This window comes from Gordonia cholesterolivorans (genome assembly GCF_039531975.1).
GTDB lineage: Bacteria > Actinomycetota > Actinomycetes > Mycobacteriales > Mycobacteriaceae > Gordonia > Gordonia sihwensis.
Genome location: NZ_BAAARB010000001.1, coordinates 222451 through 238178 on the forward strand (window position 1 = coordinate 222451; position 15728 = coordinate 238178).

At 67.4% G+C, this 15728-nt stretch carries 13 protein-coding genes and 4 tRNA genes; 5 read left to right on the forward strand and 12 right to left on the reverse strand.

Annotated features, from left to right (window positions below; genetic code table 11):
- The first annotated feature begins 1 nt into the window (after position 1).
- The 4 genes from ABFX36_RS01005 to ABFX36_RS01020 all read left to right on the forward strand — a co-directional run bounded on the left by ABFX36_RS01005 (position 2) and on the right by ABFX36_RS01020 (position 4065).
- A complete protein-coding gene (locus ABFX36_RS01005) occupies positions 2–1654 on the forward strand; it encodes a DNA repair helicase XPB (protein WP_006894564.1) in 1653 nt (550 codons plus the stop codon).
- A gap of 84 nt (positions 1655–1738) precedes the next feature.
- Complete coding sequence (locus ABFX36_RS01010) at positions 1739–2191, forward strand: hypothetical protein (protein WP_006894563.1); 453 nt, start codon at positions 1739–1741, stop codon at positions 2189–2191.
- A 33-nt stretch (positions 2192–2224) separates the two neighbouring features.
- Positions 2225–3382, forward strand: coding sequence for a pyridoxal phosphate-dependent aminotransferase (locus ABFX36_RS01015; RefSeq protein ID WP_039866699.1), 1158 nt, complete (start codon positions 2225–2227; stop codon positions 3380–3382).
- A 53-nt stretch (positions 3383–3435) separates the two neighbouring features.
- Entirely contained in the window at positions 3436–4065 is a 630-nt protein-coding gene (locus ABFX36_RS01020) for an alpha-ketoglutarate-dependent dioxygenase AlkB (protein ID WP_346074705.1), read from the forward strand.
- Between the two features lie 11 nt (positions 4066–4076).
- Here the strand turns inward: ABFX36_RS01020 and ABFX36_RS01025 are convergent, their stop codons facing one another.
- From ABFX36_RS01025 to ABFX36_RS01070, 10 genes are all read right to left on the reverse strand, one after another.
- Complete coding sequence (locus ABFX36_RS01025) at positions 4077–4946, reverse strand: oxidoreductase (protein WP_006894557.1); 870 nt, start codon at positions 4944–4946, stop codon at positions 4077–4079.
- Between the two features lies 1 nt (position 4947).
- Entirely contained in the window at positions 4948–6675 is a 1728-nt protein-coding gene (locus ABFX36_RS01030; protein ID WP_278126289.1) for an adenylate/guanylate cyclase domain-containing protein, read from the reverse strand.
- Between the two features lie 75 nt (positions 6676–6750).
- Positions 6751–7305: a YceI family protein gene (locus tag ABFX36_RS01035; protein ID WP_045537582.1), complete on the reverse strand. Its 555-nt coding sequence runs from the start codon at positions 7303–7305 to the stop codon at positions 6751–6753.
- Positions 7306–7454: 149 nt separating this feature from the next.
- Complete coding sequence (locus ABFX36_RS01040) at positions 7455–8618, reverse strand: zinc-binding dehydrogenase (RefSeq protein ID WP_222111383.1); 1164 nt, start codon at positions 8616–8618, stop codon at positions 7455–7457.
- A 93-nt stretch (positions 8619–8711) separates the two neighbouring features.
- Complete coding sequence (locus tag ABFX36_RS01045) at positions 8712–11468, reverse strand: hypothetical protein (RefSeq protein ID WP_101841615.1); 2757 nt, start codon at positions 11466–11468, stop codon at positions 8712–8714.
- A 224-nt stretch (positions 11469–11692) separates the two neighbouring features.
- Positions 11693–11766, reverse strand: a tRNA-Phe gene (locus ABFX36_RS01050).
- Between the two features lie 33 nt (positions 11767–11799).
- Positions 11800–11873 (reverse strand) — tRNA-Asp (locus ABFX36_RS01055).
- Between the two features lie 45 nt (positions 11874–11918).
- Positions 11919–11991: transfer RNA gene (locus ABFX36_RS01060), tRNA-Glu, on the reverse strand.
- 192 nt (positions 11992–12183) lie between these two features.
- A tRNA-Lys gene (locus ABFX36_RS01065) sits at positions 12184–12256 on the reverse strand.
- A 70-nt stretch (positions 12257–12326) separates the two neighbouring features.
- Positions 12327–13217, reverse strand: coding sequence for an alpha/beta fold hydrolase (locus ABFX36_RS01070; RefSeq protein ID WP_045537588.1), 891 nt, complete (start codon positions 13215–13217; stop codon positions 12327–12329).
- A gap of 110 nt (positions 13218–13327) precedes the next feature.
- Between ABFX36_RS01070 and ABFX36_RS01075 the strand changes: the two genes are divergently transcribed.
- Positions 13328–14263 carry an alpha/beta fold hydrolase gene (locus tag ABFX36_RS01075; protein ID WP_045537590.1) on the forward strand — a complete coding sequence of 312 codons (936 nt, stop codon included), beginning with the start codon at positions 13328–13330 and terminating at the stop codon, positions 14261–14263.
- On the opposite strand, the gene ABFX36_RS01080 is transcribed toward ABFX36_RS01075, so the two are convergent.
- Entirely contained in the window at positions 14260–15168 is a 909-nt protein-coding gene (locus ABFX36_RS01080; RefSeq protein WP_006894486.1) for a copper resistance D family protein, read from the reverse strand. The two genes, ABFX36_RS01075 and ABFX36_RS01080, sit on opposite strands and share 4 nt — an antisense overlap.
- 5 nt (positions 15169–15173) lie before the next feature.
- Positions 15174–15707 (reverse strand): copper resistance CopC family protein, encoded by a 534-nt coding sequence (locus ABFX36_RS01085; protein WP_006894484.1) that lies wholly within the window; start codon positions 15705–15707, stop codon positions 15174–15176.
- Positions 15708–15728 lie beyond the last annotated feature (21 nt).

Sequence of the window (15728 nt, forward strand, 5' to 3'; positions counted from 1 at the left end):
GGTGACCGACGGACCTCTCATCGTGCAATCGGACAAGACCCTCCTGCTGGAGGTCGACCATCCGGGGGCGGCCGCCGCGCGGGCCGCGATCGCACCCTTCGCCGAACTCGAGCGCGCTCCCGAGCACGTCCACACCTACCGGGTCACTCCGCTGGCACTGTGGAACGCGCGGGCCGCCGGCCACGACGCCGAGCAGGTGGTCGACGCCCTCGTCACGCACTCGCGTTTCCCGGTTCCGCAGCCGCTGCTGGTCGACATCGTCGACACGATGGGCCGCTTCGGGCGGCTCCAGCTGATGAAGAACCCCGCGCACGGGCTCACCCTCGTGAGTCTGGATCGCGCCGTGCTGGAGGAGATCCTGCGGAACAAGAAGGTCGCGCCCATGCTCGGCGCGCGGATCGACGACGACACCGTCGTGGTCCACCCGTCCGAGCGCGGGCGCCTCAAGCAGATCCTGCTGAAGGTCGGCTGGCCCGCGGAAGACCTCGCCGGTTACGTCGACGGCGAGGCGCACCCGATCGAATTGGAGCAGACCGACTGGCATCTGCGCGACTATCAGGAGTTGGCGGCCGACTCGTTCTGGGCGGGCGGTTCGGGCGTCGTAGTCCTGCCGTGCGGTGCGGGAAAGACTATGGTCGGCGCCGCGGCGATGGCCAAGGCCGGCGCCACCACGCTGATCCTCGTGACGAACACGGTCGCCGGCCGCCAGTGGAAGCGTGAGTTGGTGGCCCGGACCTCCCTGACCGAGGACGAGATCGGCGAGTACTCGGGCGAGCGCAAGGAGATCCGACCCGTCACCATCGCCACCTACCAGGTGATGACCCGCAAATCGAAGGGTGAGTACAAGAACCTCGACCTGTTCGACTCGCGCGACTGGGGTCTGATCATCTACGACGAGGTGCATCTGCTTCCGGCCCCGGTGTTCCGCATGACCGCCGACCTCCAGTCGCGACGGCGCCTCGGCCTCACCGCCACGCTGGTCCGCGAGGACGGACGCGAGGGCGACGTCTTCAGCCTCATCGGCCCCAAACGCTACGACGCCCCGTGGAAGGACATCGAGGCGCAGGGCTGGATCGCTCCGGCCGAGTGCATCGAGGTCCGGGTGACGATGACCGATTCGGAGCGGCTGCAGTACGCCGTCGCCGAACCGGAGGAGAAGTACAAGCTCTGCTCCACCGCCCACTCCAAGATCCGCGTGGTCCGGTCGATCCTCGAACGCCACCGGGACTCCCAGACCCTCGTCATCGGCGCCTACATCGACCAACTCGAGGAGTTGGGCCGGGAACTCGACGCCCCGGTGATCCAGGGCTCCACCCGGAACGCCGAACGCGAGAAGCTCTTCGACGCCTTCCGCCGGGGAGAGTTGCAGACCCTGGTGGTCTCGAAAGTCGCGAACTTCTCCATCGATCTCCCCGAGGCCTCGGTGGCGGTTCAGGTCTCGGGTACGTTCGGTTCTCGCCAGGAGGAGGCCCAGCGCCTCGGCCGTCTGCTGCGGCCCAAGGCCGACGGCGGTCAAGCGCACTTCTACTCGGTCGTCTCGCGCGACAGCCTCGACGCCGACTACGCCGCGCACCGCCAGCGATTCCTCGCCGAGCAGGGCTACGCGTACCGGATCGTCGACGCCGACGACATCGTCGGACCGCCGCTGCCGTGAGACGCACGTAACACTCGTCGTCTGTTCGTGCGACATACCGGTTGTCGGGGGTTCGAACACCATCGTCGATTCCAAGGGGGAACCGTGAACCGTCTCGTCACCGGAACTGTCGTCGCTCTCGCAGCGGGAGCCGTCGTCGCGGGAACCGCGGCCGGGGCCGGCGCGGCCGGCGCCGACATCGAGACCAGCGAGTACGTCGCGCAGAACTGCATCGGCCTGTCACCGAACATCATCGATAATCCCTACTACGGCGGCGTCACCGTCTACCCCGACGGCAATGGGCGCATCAGCGTCACCTGGGGCAATCCGAGCATCTGGGGCTACCGCACCGACGGCACCCTGACCTGGAAGAACCTGCGCACCGGCCGGAGCGGCCAGAGCAATGCCCACTTCACCCACGACGCCGAGGGCGCCGGGTTCTCGGCGGAGATCGCCACGGGTCCGGGACCGGTCCGGATCACCACGCGAGCGATGAACCGAGGGCCCTTCCTCACCCTGGCCGCACCGACGTGCACGGGAGTGGCGCACGTCCGCTGACCGCATCGGTCGGGTGTGTGCCAACCTGGAGCCATGCCATTGGTCGACCGCATGCGCCCGTTCACGTCCACCGTCTTCGCGGAGATGTCGGCCCTCGCGGTGAAGCACGACGCGATCAACCTGGGTCAGGGGTTCCCCGACTCCGACGGGCCGGCATCGATGCTGGCGGCGGCCGTCGACGCGATCGAATCAGGCGGCAATCAGTACCCGCCCGGGATCGGCGTGCCGTCGCTGCGCCACGCGATCGCCGCACATGAACGCGATCACTACGGCATCGACCGCGACCCCGATTCGCAGGTCCTGGTGACCGTCGGCGCCACCGAGGCCATCGCCGGTGCCCTGCTCGGGCTCGTCGAGCCCGGCCGCGAGGTGGTGATGATCGAGCCGTACTACGACTCCTATGCGGCCTGCGTCGCCCTCGCGGGCGGTGTCCGGCGCACCGTTCCGCTGGTGCGCGACGGCGACGGATTCGTGCTCGACCGATCGGCGCTGGCCGCCGCGTTCGGACCGAATACCGCTGCGGTGCTGGTCAACTCGCCGCACAATCCGACGGGCACGGTACTCACCGACGACGACCTCGCCCAGATCGCACGGTTGACGATCGAGTACGACGCCGTCGCCATCACCGACGAGGTGTACGAGCACCTGCTCTTCGACGGCCGCGGCCAGCACCCGCTCGCGTTGCTGCCCGGCATGGCCGAGCGCACCCTGCGGATCTCGAGCGCCGCCAAGACCTTCGCGTGCACGGGGTGGAAGGTCGGCTGGATCACCGGCCCCGCCGATCTGGTGGCGGCGGCGCGTGCGGCCAAGCAGTTCCTCACCTACGTCGGCAGCGGACCGTTCCAGCCCGCGGTAGCGCACGCGCTGCGCACCGAGATGGACTGGGTGCGGGCCAACGCCGCCGACCTGGCGCGCAAACGGACCGTCCTGTCGAACGCGCTGCGCACGGCCGGGTTCGACGTCCACCGCAGCGAGGCCGGGTACTTCGTCTGCGCCGATCCGCGCCCTCTCGGGTATTCGGACGGATTCGAGTTCTGCCGCGAGATGCCGGCGCGGATCGGGGTCGCCGCCGTGCCGGTCAGCGCATTCGTCGACGACGATCAGCCGTGGCGGCACCTGGTCCGCTTCGCCTTCTGCAAGCGCGACGAGGTCATCGCCGAGGCCGCCGAGCGACTCGGCAGTCTGCGATGACCGCGCGCCGTTCGTACTAGAACGTACGTTCGATACCCTGGTAGGCTCCAGCCATGGGCACTGGAGTTCAGGCCTCGTTGTTCGACTCGGCTGACGCGGACGTCGGCCTGGCCGCACTGAGCGCGATCACCGTACGACACCCGCTCTCCGACGGCGCCTGGGTCGATGTGCGCCCCGGCTGGGTCACCGGGTCGATGCACCTGTTCGACGCCCTGCGCGCCGATGTCCCGTGGCGAGCCGAACGCCGGCAGATGTACGAGTCGGTGGTCGACGTCCCGCGGCTGCTGGCCTTCTACGATCAGCGCAGCGCGCTGCCGCACGAGATCCTCGAACGGGCCCGCGATGCACTGACGCACCACTACCGACGAGAACTGCCCGACGGCTTCGCCACCGCGGGTCTGGCATTGTATCGGGACGGCTCCGACAGCGTCGCCTGGCACGGTGACCGGATCGGCCGGGGACGGATCGACGACACCCTGGTCGCGATCGTCTCCCTGGGCGCTCCGCGCACCCTTCTGCTGCGCCCGCGGGGCGGCGGACCGTCACGGAAATTCGTCCTCGGTTCCGGCGATCTGTTGGTGATGGGTGGCTCATGCCAACGCACATGGGATCACGCGGTCCCGAAGACGCCCGGGGTCGGCCCGCGGATCAGCGTCCAGTTCCGTCCCGCCGGGGTGCGCTGACCCGCGCGCTCTCAGACGTCGAAAGTGACGCCCGTCAGTTCCTCGGACGCCGACCAGAGGCGGTCGCGAACCCGCTGATCGTCGGCCGCCGCACGATAACGTGCGCGCGACGGTGTACCGCGCAGCACCCGGTTGGGTCCCCAATAGCTGCCGTTCGGGACGTCGGCCGTCGCCGCGAACAGTGCGGGCAAGGCCCCCTGAGCCGCAGGCTGTCCCACGCGAAGCATCGCGCCCGCCTTCATCAAGTAGTCCACGGGCGTCTCGGATTGCCCCATCAGACCGGTCGAGGTGTAGCCGGGATGAGCCAGGACCGCCCGCACGGGGGATCCCGACTGGGTGAGCCTGCGCGCCAGCTCTCGTCCGAACACGGTGTTCGCCAGCTTGGAGTCGCCGTACGCCGCCCATCGGTTGTAGCGCCGCCGCTCCCAGTTGAGGTCGTCGGCGTGGATCCTTCCCCAGTTCTGCGCGAGCGAGGACATGATGACGATCCGCTCGCGCACTCTGGGCAGCAGCAGTCCGGTGAGGGCGAAATGCCCCAGGTGGTTGGTGCCCATCTGCATCTCGAAACCGTCGGCCGTACGCCTGTGCGGCAATGCCATCACTCCGGCGTTGTTGACCAGGACGTCGAACGGCTCGACGCCGGCCGCGAAATCGCGCACAGAGCCCAGATCGGCCAGATCGAGATGCGCGACGCGCGCCGACGCGCCGATCCGGCCCGCCACACGTTCGGCTTTGTCCAGGTTGCGGCAGGCGAGGGTCACGTCGGCGCCTGCCGCCGCGGCAGCCCTGGCGATCTCGGCACCCAGCCCGCTGTTCGCGCCGGTGATCACCCAGGTGCGGCCGCTCTGGTCGGGTAATCCGGCTGTCGGCCGATCGCTCATGTCACTGCTCCTTCGCGGCCGCACGCGGCGAACGCTCACGCGGTATGGCGAACTTCACCAGGTCAGCCAGCACACTACCGAGCGACGGCGGCTCGGCGCGGATCAGCAACTCGCGCGGCGCGAAGATCTCGGTCGGCTCCGGCCGACCGCGCAGGGTCACCCGATCCACGCGGCGCCACTTCGCCACCTCGTCGGCGCCGGCACGGTCGATGGCCGCGCCGCTGGCGTAGACGGGCGAGTATCCCTCCTTGGCCCGGTCGGACAACCGCGCGCACTCGTTCACCGGGTCCCCGATCACGGTGTACTCGTACCGGGTCCGCGCTCCGATGTTGCCGGCGAACACCGGACCGTAGGCCACGGCCATCCCCCACTCCAGCGGGAGCTTCTCACCGAGCGCCACACCGAGTTCGCGCGCGGCCACCAACGCCGATTCGGCGGGATTGTCCAGTGGCGCGGGCACACCGAATACGGCGAGCGCCGCATCGCCCTCGAACTTGTTGATGAAGCCGCCGTGCCGTTCCACCACCTCGGCGACGATGGAGAAGAAGGCGTTGAGAACCACCGCGGTCTCGCGCGGGTCGCGCCGCGCCGCGAACGACGTCGACCCGGTGATGTCGACGAAGATCACCGCGACCTCGGTGTTCGATCCGACCAGATCTCCGCCGTGTTCGAGAGCCAGGTCGGCGACCCCCACTCCGACGTGGCGGGAGAAGATCTCGCGCATCCGGTCACGTTCCTGAAGCCCGTCGAGCATCCCGTTGATGCCGTGCTGGAGCACACCGATCTCGGAGGAGTCGTAGACGGCGACGCGCCTGGTCAGGTCGCCGTCGCGAGCCGATTCGATGACATCACTCATCTCGTTGAGGGGATCGCGGATCGCACGGCCCACCAGTCCGACGACGCGCCCGCCCGAGGCGAGCGCGATGAAGGCCAGAAACGCGATCGGCCAGTCGAAACGATCCTCCACCTGCGGGACCAGGCCGAGTACCCGCCCGACGATGATCGTGACCATCCCGACCATCGGCACCGCCGAGGAGACCAGCCAGATCACCGCCATGCGCTCGCGCACGCCGTGCATCGCGAACCGCATCGACCGCCCGCCGAAGGCGAGCACCGTCAACGGCCGGACCGCGCTCTCGATGAACATGTAGTTCAGGCACGCCGAGGTGATGGCGGCGAGCATGAACGCCACGAGCATGGCGAGCAGGAACACCGGCTCGGCGTCGGAGAGCACCACGTACATCAGGTACGCGGCGAGCCAGCCGACCAAGTCGGCGTACACCACGCGGGTCGGGATCACCTGCACTTGTCTTCGACGGTCGTCGTCGGCGGGACCGCCGCTGACGAACCACGCGAACTGCGGTTTCAGGAACAGCAGCGAGATCGCGAGACTGACGATCAGTCCGACCAGCGTCGAGAACAGCACCGCGAGCATGCCGGGATCCTCGGAACCCGAGTGCAGCGTGAGTTCGCCGCCGCTGAACGCGAGGAACACCGCGATGAAGGTCTCGATGCTGATCAGGATCTTGGCCCCGCCGAGAATCGCGCTTCCGAGCACCATGGCCCGGGCGACGATTCCGCGGCGGGTCTCCACGTCCATCGCCCGCCACTCGGTGGCGACGCGTTCGCTTCCGCCTTCCACGAGCCGCCCGCCGAAGTAGGCCAGTTTCAGCCTGCGGTCCACCCATTCGGCAAAACGGTGCAGCTCAGTGCGAGTCTCGCCACGCACAAGCAATCACCTCCCGGCCCAATGGAATCTCACTGAGATTACCGAAGACCGGGAGGTGATGTCGGGGTGGAGCGATCAGGCGGTGTGCGTCGCCTCGATCTCGAGCGTGATGGTGATCTTGTCACCGACCACGGTTCCACCGGTCTCCAGCGGCATCTCGATGTCGATGCCGAAATCCTTGCGGTTGATCACGGTCGAGGCCTCGAAGCCCGCGACCGGGCCCTGGCCCATTCCCGCGTTGACGCCGTTGTACTCCATCTTCAGGGTCACCGGCTTGGTGACGCCCTTGAGCGTGAAGTCGCCGGTGAGCTCGTAGTCCCCGCCCTTCTCCACCACGGAGGTGGAGGTGAAAGTGGCGGTCGGGAACTTCTCGGCGTCGAAGAAGTCGGCCGACTTGATGTGGCCGTCGCGCTGCTCGTTGCGGGTGTTGATCGAGGTGACGTCGATCTCGGCCTGGACCGACGGCGTGCCGTCCTCGGCGATGGTGATGGCGCCGGTGAAGGCGTCGAAGGTGCCGCGGACCTTCGAGACCATCAGGTGGCGGACCGAGAAGCCGATGGTCGAGTGGACCGGGTCGATGGTCCAGGTGCCGGGGGTCAGGTCAGCGGGGGTGACGGTTGCTGCAGTCATGACGGTTCTCCTTGCGGAAGCGATCTCGATGGCGTCTGTGGTTCTGCGGCGGCGTGTGCCGCACACACAGAGCATAACCGGACCGTGGTCCGCATAATTCCGGTTGTGGCGCCAATCACGGAAAGTACCGCCGGATCACCTCCGGACGCTCAGACGTCCACGACGTCGCTCGCCGGATCGATGAGGATCTTCGCGTGACTGCGTGCCGAGGCGAGCGCCTCGAATGCCCCCGCGGCACCGCCGAGCCCGACCGTCCCGGTCAGCAGCGGCCTCGGCTGAACCGTCCCGCGCGCGATCATGTGCAGCGTGGCCCGGAACTCGGCGGGGTCGTAGCCGAAGACGAAGCGCAGGTCGATCTCCTTGTTGCCTGCCATCGCCGGCTGGAAGACATCCGGCTCCATGCACACTCCGACCACCACGACCCGCGAGCGGAAGGGCGCGTGCGCGACGAGGTCGTCGATCATTCCGGGAACGCCGACGCATTCGAAGACCACTGGCCCGCGCGGCGTGAGCGACAGCTTGTCGGCGACGCTCATCAGCGACCACCACGGCGTCCGGGGAATGGTCTGAAGTGCGTGCATGGCGTCGAATGCCACCGAGAACAGATCTCCGACGCGGGTGAAGTGCTTCCTCTGTTGCGGCGCCGCGTCCCAAGGACTGTCGACGGCGGGGTCGACCACGACGTCTGCTCCGCACTGACGGGCGAGGTCGCGGCGCAGTTCGGAGAGGTCGGCGGCGACCACCGTGCGCACTCCCGCCGCTTTCAGCATCAGGATCACCGCGAGGCCGATGGGGCCGCAGCCGACCACAACGGCCACGTCGCGCCGGCCGATCTCACTGCGCCGGACCGCGTGATGCGCCACCGCGAGCGGCTCGGTCAAGGCCGCGAGTTCCACGTCCACACCGTCGGGGACGGGCATCGCCAGATCTTCCTGGACCACCATGTATTCGGCGTACGCTCCGGGCGCCTGCGCCGAGAGCCCCACCATTTCGACCTCGCCGTCGTGACGGATGATCGGCAGCGCGACCACCGCGGTGCCCGGCTTCCACCGCTTGCGGCACTTGGGACCGTACGAGACCACCTCCCCGACGAACTCGTGGCCCATCACCACCTCGTGGGCGGGGCGCATGAAGTGGTCGTAGCCCACCTTCTCCCCGATGTCGGCGGCGACGTCTCCGTGAACCCGCGCATGCAGGTCGGACCCGCAGATCCCGGCGCGGAGCACTTTGATCAATACGTGGCCCGGGCCGGGGCGGGGAACCTCCATCTCGCGCACGTCGAGCGAACCTTCGTGACACACCACAGCTTTCATGCGTCCACTGTAGGGCCGGGTGCGTGCCGGCATCAGGACGCACAACGGCATCCGAGGGAACATTCCCCTCGGATGCCGTCGTGCCTACTGATCTCAGTCGGGGCTGCGGTGACGCGCCCGGCGAACGGTGTACGTCGGGTCCACCTTGACGCGCGGCCGCGTCTCCTCGGATTCGGAGCCGGCGAAGCCGTGGTCCGGGTGCTGCCCGGTGCCGGCGTCCACCCAGTGATGCCTGCCGGTGTCGGGCTCGGGCTGGACGTACTGCGTCTCGCCGCCGGTCGCCGGCTCCGGCTGGTCGTGGGTCACGGTCCGGACGGTGTCCTCGGACTCCTCGACGTAGGTCTCCACCGGCTTCTCGACCACCTTGCGGACGATGACCGGCTTCTCGACCACGACGATCTGCTCGATGGGCTTCTCGACCACCTTCTCGACCTCGACGTAGACCGGCTTCTCGACCACCTTCTCCACGATGTGCTCGACGGGCTTCTCGACGATCCGCTCCACGACGTGGTCGAACCGCTTCTCGATCACGTTCTCCACCAGGACGGGGGTCTGCACGTTCTTGTCGAACTCGCGGCGGACTTCCTGCTCGACCACCTTCTCGATGATCTCCGGCCGTTCGACGATCTTCTCCACGACGTGCTCCACCGGCTTGTCGACGATCTTCTCGACCACGTTGGGCTGTTCCACCACGCGCTCGACGGTCCGGTCCACCGGCTGCTCGATGACCTTCTCGACCACATTCGGCCGCTCCACCACCCGCTCCACCACGCGGTCAACGGGGCGCTCGACGACCTTGTCGATCACGTTGGGCACTTCGACGACGCGTTCCACCACGCGGTCGACCGGCTGCTCGATGACCTTCTCGACCACGTTCGGTCGCTCCACCACCCGCTCGACCACATGGTCCACCGGCTGCTCGACGATCTTCTCGACCACATTCGGTCGCTCCACCACCCGCTCGACCACATGGTCCACCGGCTGCTCGACGATCTTCTCGACCACATTCGGCCGCTCCACCACCCGCTCCACCACGCGGTCGACGGGCCGCTCCACCACCTGCTCGATGACGTTGGGGATCTCGACCACCTTGTCGACGACACGGTCGACGGGCTTCTCCACCACGTTCTCGACGACGTTGGGCACTTCCACAACCCGTTCCACCACGTGCTCGACGGGCTTCTCGATGATCTTCTCGACCAGTTCGGGCTTCTCGACCACGCGCTCCACGGCGTGTTCGACGGGGTTCTCGACGATCTTCTCGACCACGTTCGGCTTCTCGACCACCCGCTCGACCACATGGTCCACCGGCTTCTCGACCAGTTTCTCGGTGACGTTGGGGATCTCGACGATCCGTTCCACCTCACGGTCGACGGGCTTCTCGATCACCTTCTCGACCACGTTCGGCTTCTCGACGATCCGCTCGACCACATGGTCGACCGGCTTCTCGATCGGCTTGTCGACGATCTGCTCCACGATCACCTCGCGCGGCACCTCGACGGTCTTGATCTCCGCCTTCTCTACGACGAGTTCGATCTCCTTCTCGACGACCTTCTCGACCGTCTTGTAGACGATCTTCTCGACCGGGACCTCGATCTCCTTCTCGACCGTCGTCTCCGCCGCCGATTCCTCGGTCGCGTCGACGTGCTTCTCGACGACCTTCTCGACGGGCTTGTAGACGATCTTCTCGACCGGGACCTCGATCTCCTTCTCGACGATCTTCTCGACGGGAACTTCGCGGATCACCTCGACGATCTTCTCGACGGGCTTCTCGATCACCTTCTCGACGACCGACTCGACCGGGACCTCCACCACCTTGTCGACGATGGTGACGATCGGCTTCTCCACCATCCGCTCGACGCTGATGGGCTTCTCGACGACGTCGTCGGTGATCTCGACCAGCAGCTTCTCCACCATGCGCGAGACCTCGGTGGGCCGCTCCACGATCTCGTCCACCACAGTCACGAGCAGCTTCTCCACGAGCCGCTGGATCTCGATCGGTTTGTCGACGATCTCGTCGAGGATCGTGACGATCGGCTTCTCCACCAACCGCGGGATGTCGATCTCGTTGTCGACGATCTCGTCCTTCACCGTCACGATCGGCTTCTCGATGACGCGCGGCACGTCGACGGGGGTGTCGACGATCTCGTCGACGAAGGTGACGACGGGCTTCTCCACCAACCGCGACAGCTCCACCGGCTTCTCAGCGATCTCATCGACCACCGTCACCACCGGCTTCTCCACCAACCGCGGCAACTCCACCGGCTTCTCAGCGATCTCATCGACCACCGTCACCACCGGCTTCTCCACCAACCGCGGCAACTCCACCGGCTTCTCAGCGATCTCATCGACCACCGTCACCACCGGCTTCTCCACCAACCGCGACAGCTCCACCGGCTTCTCAGCGATCTCATCGACCACCGTCACCACCGGCTGCTGCACGAGTCGCTGGAGTTCGACCGGCATCTCGATGATGTTGTCGACCACCGTCACCACCGGCTTCTCGACCCGGCGATGGATGTTGACGGGCTTGTCGACGACCTCGTCCTCGATCGTCACCACCGGGCGTTCCACGGCGCGGCTGACGCTCACGGGCTTGTCGACGATCTCGTCGACCACCGTCACAACGGGTTTCTCGATCAGCCGCGAGACCGTCGCCGGCTTGTCGATGATGGTGTCGACGGTGTTGACCACCAGCCGTTCCACGATCCGCTCGAGCGTGACCGGCTTATCGATGACCTTCTCTACCGGGTTCTCCACCAACCGCTCGACGGTGTACTCGCGGTCGACGACGTTGTCGACAATGTTCAACGCCGGATCGTTCTCCTGCGGCGTCCCGCCGTTGGCCATCGCCCCTCCTTGTGCGCGCTGCTATCACCGAAACCCTTCCACAGGGCGGCAGAAACTTCCTAGCTGGACCCTAAGGTTACGCGGCAGCCGAATGACATGGACACACAGTGAACTCGATCCGGTTCGCACCATCCGCGGGCCTGCCGGAGATGTTCAGACGACGAGAGATGTTCAGACGAAAAGGATCAGAGGCCCACCGTTGCCGGTGGGCCTCTGATCGAATGTGGCCAGAGTCGGGATCGAACCGACGACCTTCCGCTTTTCAGGCGGACGCTCGTACCAACTGAGCTACCTGGCCGGACGGTGCCGGTGAAAAACCGAAACCAAAAAGCGACCCTGACGGGACTCGAACCCGCGACCTCCGCCGTGACAGGGCGGCGCGCTAACCAACTGCGCCACAGGGCCATATTCAATTTGTTGCCTTGAGAACCTTATCAGACTCTCACCGCGTACCCCCTACGGGATTCGAACCCGCGCTACCGCCTTGAAAGGGCGGCGTCCTAGGCCGCTAGACGAAGGGGGCCGGTGTTCCTCGTTGGGAGCGAGACAAACTTTATGGCACTTCGTCGACAGAACGCAAATCGTGTGGTCAGCGACGTTTTTCGGCTATTCACACGCACATCGAGGGTGATCGGCGAGCGCCGCGCCGACAGCCGTCGGAGACCGGAAGCGAAGAAGCCAGGCCGGAGATGTTCTCCGGCCTGGCTTCCACCAGTGCCCCCAGTAGGGCTCGAACCTACGACCTGCGGATTAAAAGTCCGTAGCTCTACCAACTGAGCTATAGGGGCGTCGCGTGCGGTGCACGACTTGTGGCAGTCTACCGAACCGCCGACCGACGCTCCGGCACGACCTCTCGTGTCAGACAGTCAACGACTGGCGCTCGACCGAACGGACGGCCGCCGTGAACTCCGGAATGAACTTCTCCGCGCCCAGCACACAGCACGCATGGCCACCGGCGACATCGAAACGCTGAGCGCCCGGGATGCCGTCGACGAGCAGTTGCTGCCGTTCGGGTTGCACCACCTTGTCGAACGTCGAGACCACCACCGAGGTCGGCACATCGATCTCACCGAGCCAATCGCGCGAATCGAATCGGGCCATCGCCTCGGCGAACACGCCCTGCAGACCGAGTCTCGTGGAGGTGACCTGTGCCAGACCCCATTTGACCGGATGAGCGGTCGGGTCGTCGAGGATCCGTTCCGACGGAGTGGGGAGAACCTTTTCGACGACGCTCAGCGCCTTGCCGAGACGCTGCTCGAGCGCCAGCCGAGCGGGATCGATGCTGGAGAAGTACGGGCCGGTCGAACAGAGGACGAGCCCGGCCACCCGGTCGGGGCTGCGGCGCCAGGCGAGCTGTGCGATGCCTCCGCCCATGGAGAATCCCGCGGCGATGAACGAGTCGATCCCGAGGCTGTCGGCGACGGCGACCACGTCGTCCGCGCAGTCGTCGAGTGAGAACGTGTCGGACTCGATCCCGCGACCGTGCAGACGGTGGTCCATGGTGATGACGCGGAAGTCGCGTTCCAGGAGCGGGATCACCGGATACCAGCAGAGCAGTCCGGTGGTGCTGACCGAGTGAAGCAGAAAGACGGCCGGACCGTCGCGCCGCCCGGAGTCGGTGACGAAGGTCTCCCCGCGCCCCGGAAGCTCGAGCCGCCGGCCCGACGGGACCCCGGTGACCGGATGGGGACGCATGGCGTGACCGATGCCGCGGCGCATGGCGGCGAGACGACTGCTCAGTGCTGGCATCCCTCCAAAATACACCCGCCCGAGAGGGTCGTCCCTGCTCACAGGTTCCTCTTAGACAAATATGAGAATCCATCTCGTGCGGGCAGCGCGCATCTGACATACTCCGCGACGTGATTCCGATTGACCGACCGAAGCTCGAGGGCTCCATCGCCGTCGGCGACAAGCGACGCCGACGCATCGGCTTCTCCGAGTTCGGCTCCCCCGGCGGCCCGGCCGTCGTGTGGCTGCACGGCACCCCCGGAGCCCGACGGCAGATCCCGACCGAGGCGCGCGAATACGCCGAGACGCGCGGCTTCCGCCTGATCGGGCTCGACCGGCCGGGCGTCGGGTCGTCGACGCCTCACCGGTACGAGTCGATCGCCGACTTCACGCTCGACTTCCAGACCGTCCTGAACACCCTCGGCGTCGACCGCTTCTCGGTGATCGGACTCTCCGGCGGCGGCCCGTACTCACTCGCCGTGTCGCGCTTCCTGCCCGACCGCGTGGTGTCGACCGGAATCGTCGGCGGTGTGGCTCCGGTCAACGGACCCGACGGGATCCGCGGCGGCGCCGTGGACCTCGCACAGTTCGCCGTTCCGTTGCTCAATGTGGCCGGCCGACCGATCGGGTCGGTGCTGAGCACGGTCCTGGGCTTCGCGCGGCCCATCGCCGACCCGGCGATCAGCCTCTACGGCCGCCTCTCCCCCGAGGCCGACCGGGAACTGCTCTCACGCCCGGAGTTCCGGGCGATGTTCCTCGACGACCTGCTGCACGGCGGCAGCCGCCGCATGGAGGCTCCGTTCGCCGACCTGCAATTGTTCGTCCGCGACTGGGGATTCCGGATCTCCGACGTGGACGCCTATGTTCACTGGTGGCACGGCGACGCCGACAACATCATCCCGTTCGCCCACGGCGAGCACATGGTGAAGCTGCTCCCGCACGCCGAACTCCATCCGCTGGCCGGCCAGAGCCACATCAGCGGCCTCGGCCACAGCATCGAGATGCTCGACATCCTGCTCGCCGCCTGGGATCGGCCGGCGGCGGGAAGCGGCGACGCCGGCCGCTAACCGGTCCCGGTGGTCGCCAACCCGGCAGCCAGACCCAGAATCAGTGCCAGCACCAGCACTTCGGTGCCGGCCCGGACGATGGACTCCCGCTCGCTCACTCCGTGCCGTCGTGCGCGCGGCAGCCACGACCGCCGGTGCCACCACGCCAGCGCCAGCGCCACCGCCAGCAGAACCGCCTTCGCCACGAGGATCCGGCCGTAGCCGGTCTCCCACAGCTGCGGACCCACACCGAGCTGCACCGCCGCGGCGACCACCCCGGTGACGATCAACGCGCCTACCGCGGGCATCGCCCATCGGGAGAACTCCGGAAGCGTCCGGGCCCAGCCGCCTTTCCCGCGCACCGTGACGACCAGCGCGGCGAGCGTGCCGGCCCACCAGGCCGCACAGATCGAATGCACGGCGAGGAACACCGGGGTCCAGACCGACTCACCGCCGTGGCCGGTGACCGAGACCGCCAGCACGCCGAGGCCCGCGATCACGGAGACCAAGAGCACCGGCGGCTCCGCCCGGAGCGCGGCATAACCCCAGCCCAGGACGGCCAGCGATCCCACGGCGCCGACCAGCACCGGCAAGCCGGTCTGCACGCCGGTCGTCAGATCACCGACACCCACCTCGAACGGCGAGACCCCGATGCGGTCGGCCACCTGCAGCCATCCGCCGATGACGCTGGCGACTCCCCACATCGCCCCGGCGCCGACGATCACCCGGACCGAGGGCTCCGCGCCGATCAGCGGCAGTGCACCGAGGCCGAGCAGCAGCGAGAGCGAACCGATCGTCACCGCGCCGGCCCACGCCGCCGGCTCGGGTGCGGCCAGCGCCTGGCAGATCGCCACGCCCACCACCGCCAGAGCCGCCGCGGCGATGGCGAATCCGGCGCGCAGTCGCACCGTCTCGGCTCCGGGCATGCGGGTCAGCGTCGGCGACGGGCCAGCAGCAGCGCCAGCACACCGGCTACGACGATCACCACGACCACACCGCCGACGATGAACGGCCACACCTTCACACCGTTATCGGTCTCCGGCTGCCAGTCGTCGGCGACGGCGCCGGGGGTGCCGTTGCCCGCAGCCGTCAATTCGAAGGTCACCTGGCCCTCCACCGGGTGGCCGTCGGCCGAAGTGACGCGGTAGTTGACCTTGTACTCACCGGCCGGCCCCAGTCCGTGCAGGGCAACGGATATGTCGCGACCGTCGACCGTGGGCTCGCCCTGCTGCCAGAAGTGTCCGTCGGGGCCGACCACCTTGAGCACCGCGTACGAGGACTTCAGGTTCTCGTTGAAGGTCAGCGTCACCCGTTCGGGAGCCGTCGCGACCTTGGCCCCCTGCTCGGGGTCGGAGCCGACCAGCGCCGAATGCGCCGACGCCGGGCCCGCCACCAGCCCCACCAGGAGAGCGGCGGTGGCCGCGAGGACCGCGAAGACAGAAGAACGTGCGAGGAACCTGGACATGCGCAGAACACCTGACCTTGA

What these genes read in the sequence shown, in the direction of transcription:
- ABFX36_RS01015 (WP_039866699.1), top strand. Translation starts at nt 2,225, where the DNA reads ATGCCATTGGTCGACCGCATGCGCCCGTTCACGTCCACCGTCTTCGCG.
- ABFX36_RS01020 (WP_346074705.1), top strand. Translation starts at nt 3,436, where the DNA reads ATGGGCACTGGAGTTCAGGCCTCGTTGTTCGACTCGGCTGACGCGGAC.
- ABFX36_RS01025 (WP_006894557.1), bottom strand. Translation starts at nt 4,946, where the DNA reads ATGAGCGATCGGCCGACAGCCGGATTACCCGACCAGAGCGGCCGCACC.
- ABFX36_RS01035 (WP_045537582.1), bottom strand. Translation starts at nt 7,305, where the DNA reads ATGACTGCAGCAACCGTCACCCCCGCTGACCTGACCCCCGGCACCTGG.
- ABFX36_RS01040 (WP_222111383.1), bottom strand. Translation starts at nt 8,618, where the DNA reads ATGAAAGCTGTGGTGTGTCACGAAGGTTCGCTCGACGTGCGCGAGATG.
- ABFX36_RS01045 (WP_101841615.1), bottom strand. Translation starts at nt 11,468, where the DNA reads ATGGCCAACGGCGGGACGCCGCAGGAGAACGATCCGGCGTTGAACATT.
- ABFX36_RS01070 (WP_045537588.1), bottom strand. Translation starts at nt 13,217, where the DNA reads ATGCCAGCACTGAGCAGTCGTCTCGCCGCCATGCGCCGCGGCATCGGT.
- ABFX36_RS01080 (WP_006894486.1), bottom strand. Translation starts at nt 15,168, where the DNA reads ATGCCCGGAGCCGAGACGGTGCGACTGCGCGCCGGATTCGCCATCGCC.
- ABFX36_RS01085 (WP_006894484.1), bottom strand. Translation starts at nt 15,707, where the DNA reads ATGTCCAGGTTCCTCGCACGTTCTTCTGTCTTCGCGGTCCTCGCGGCC.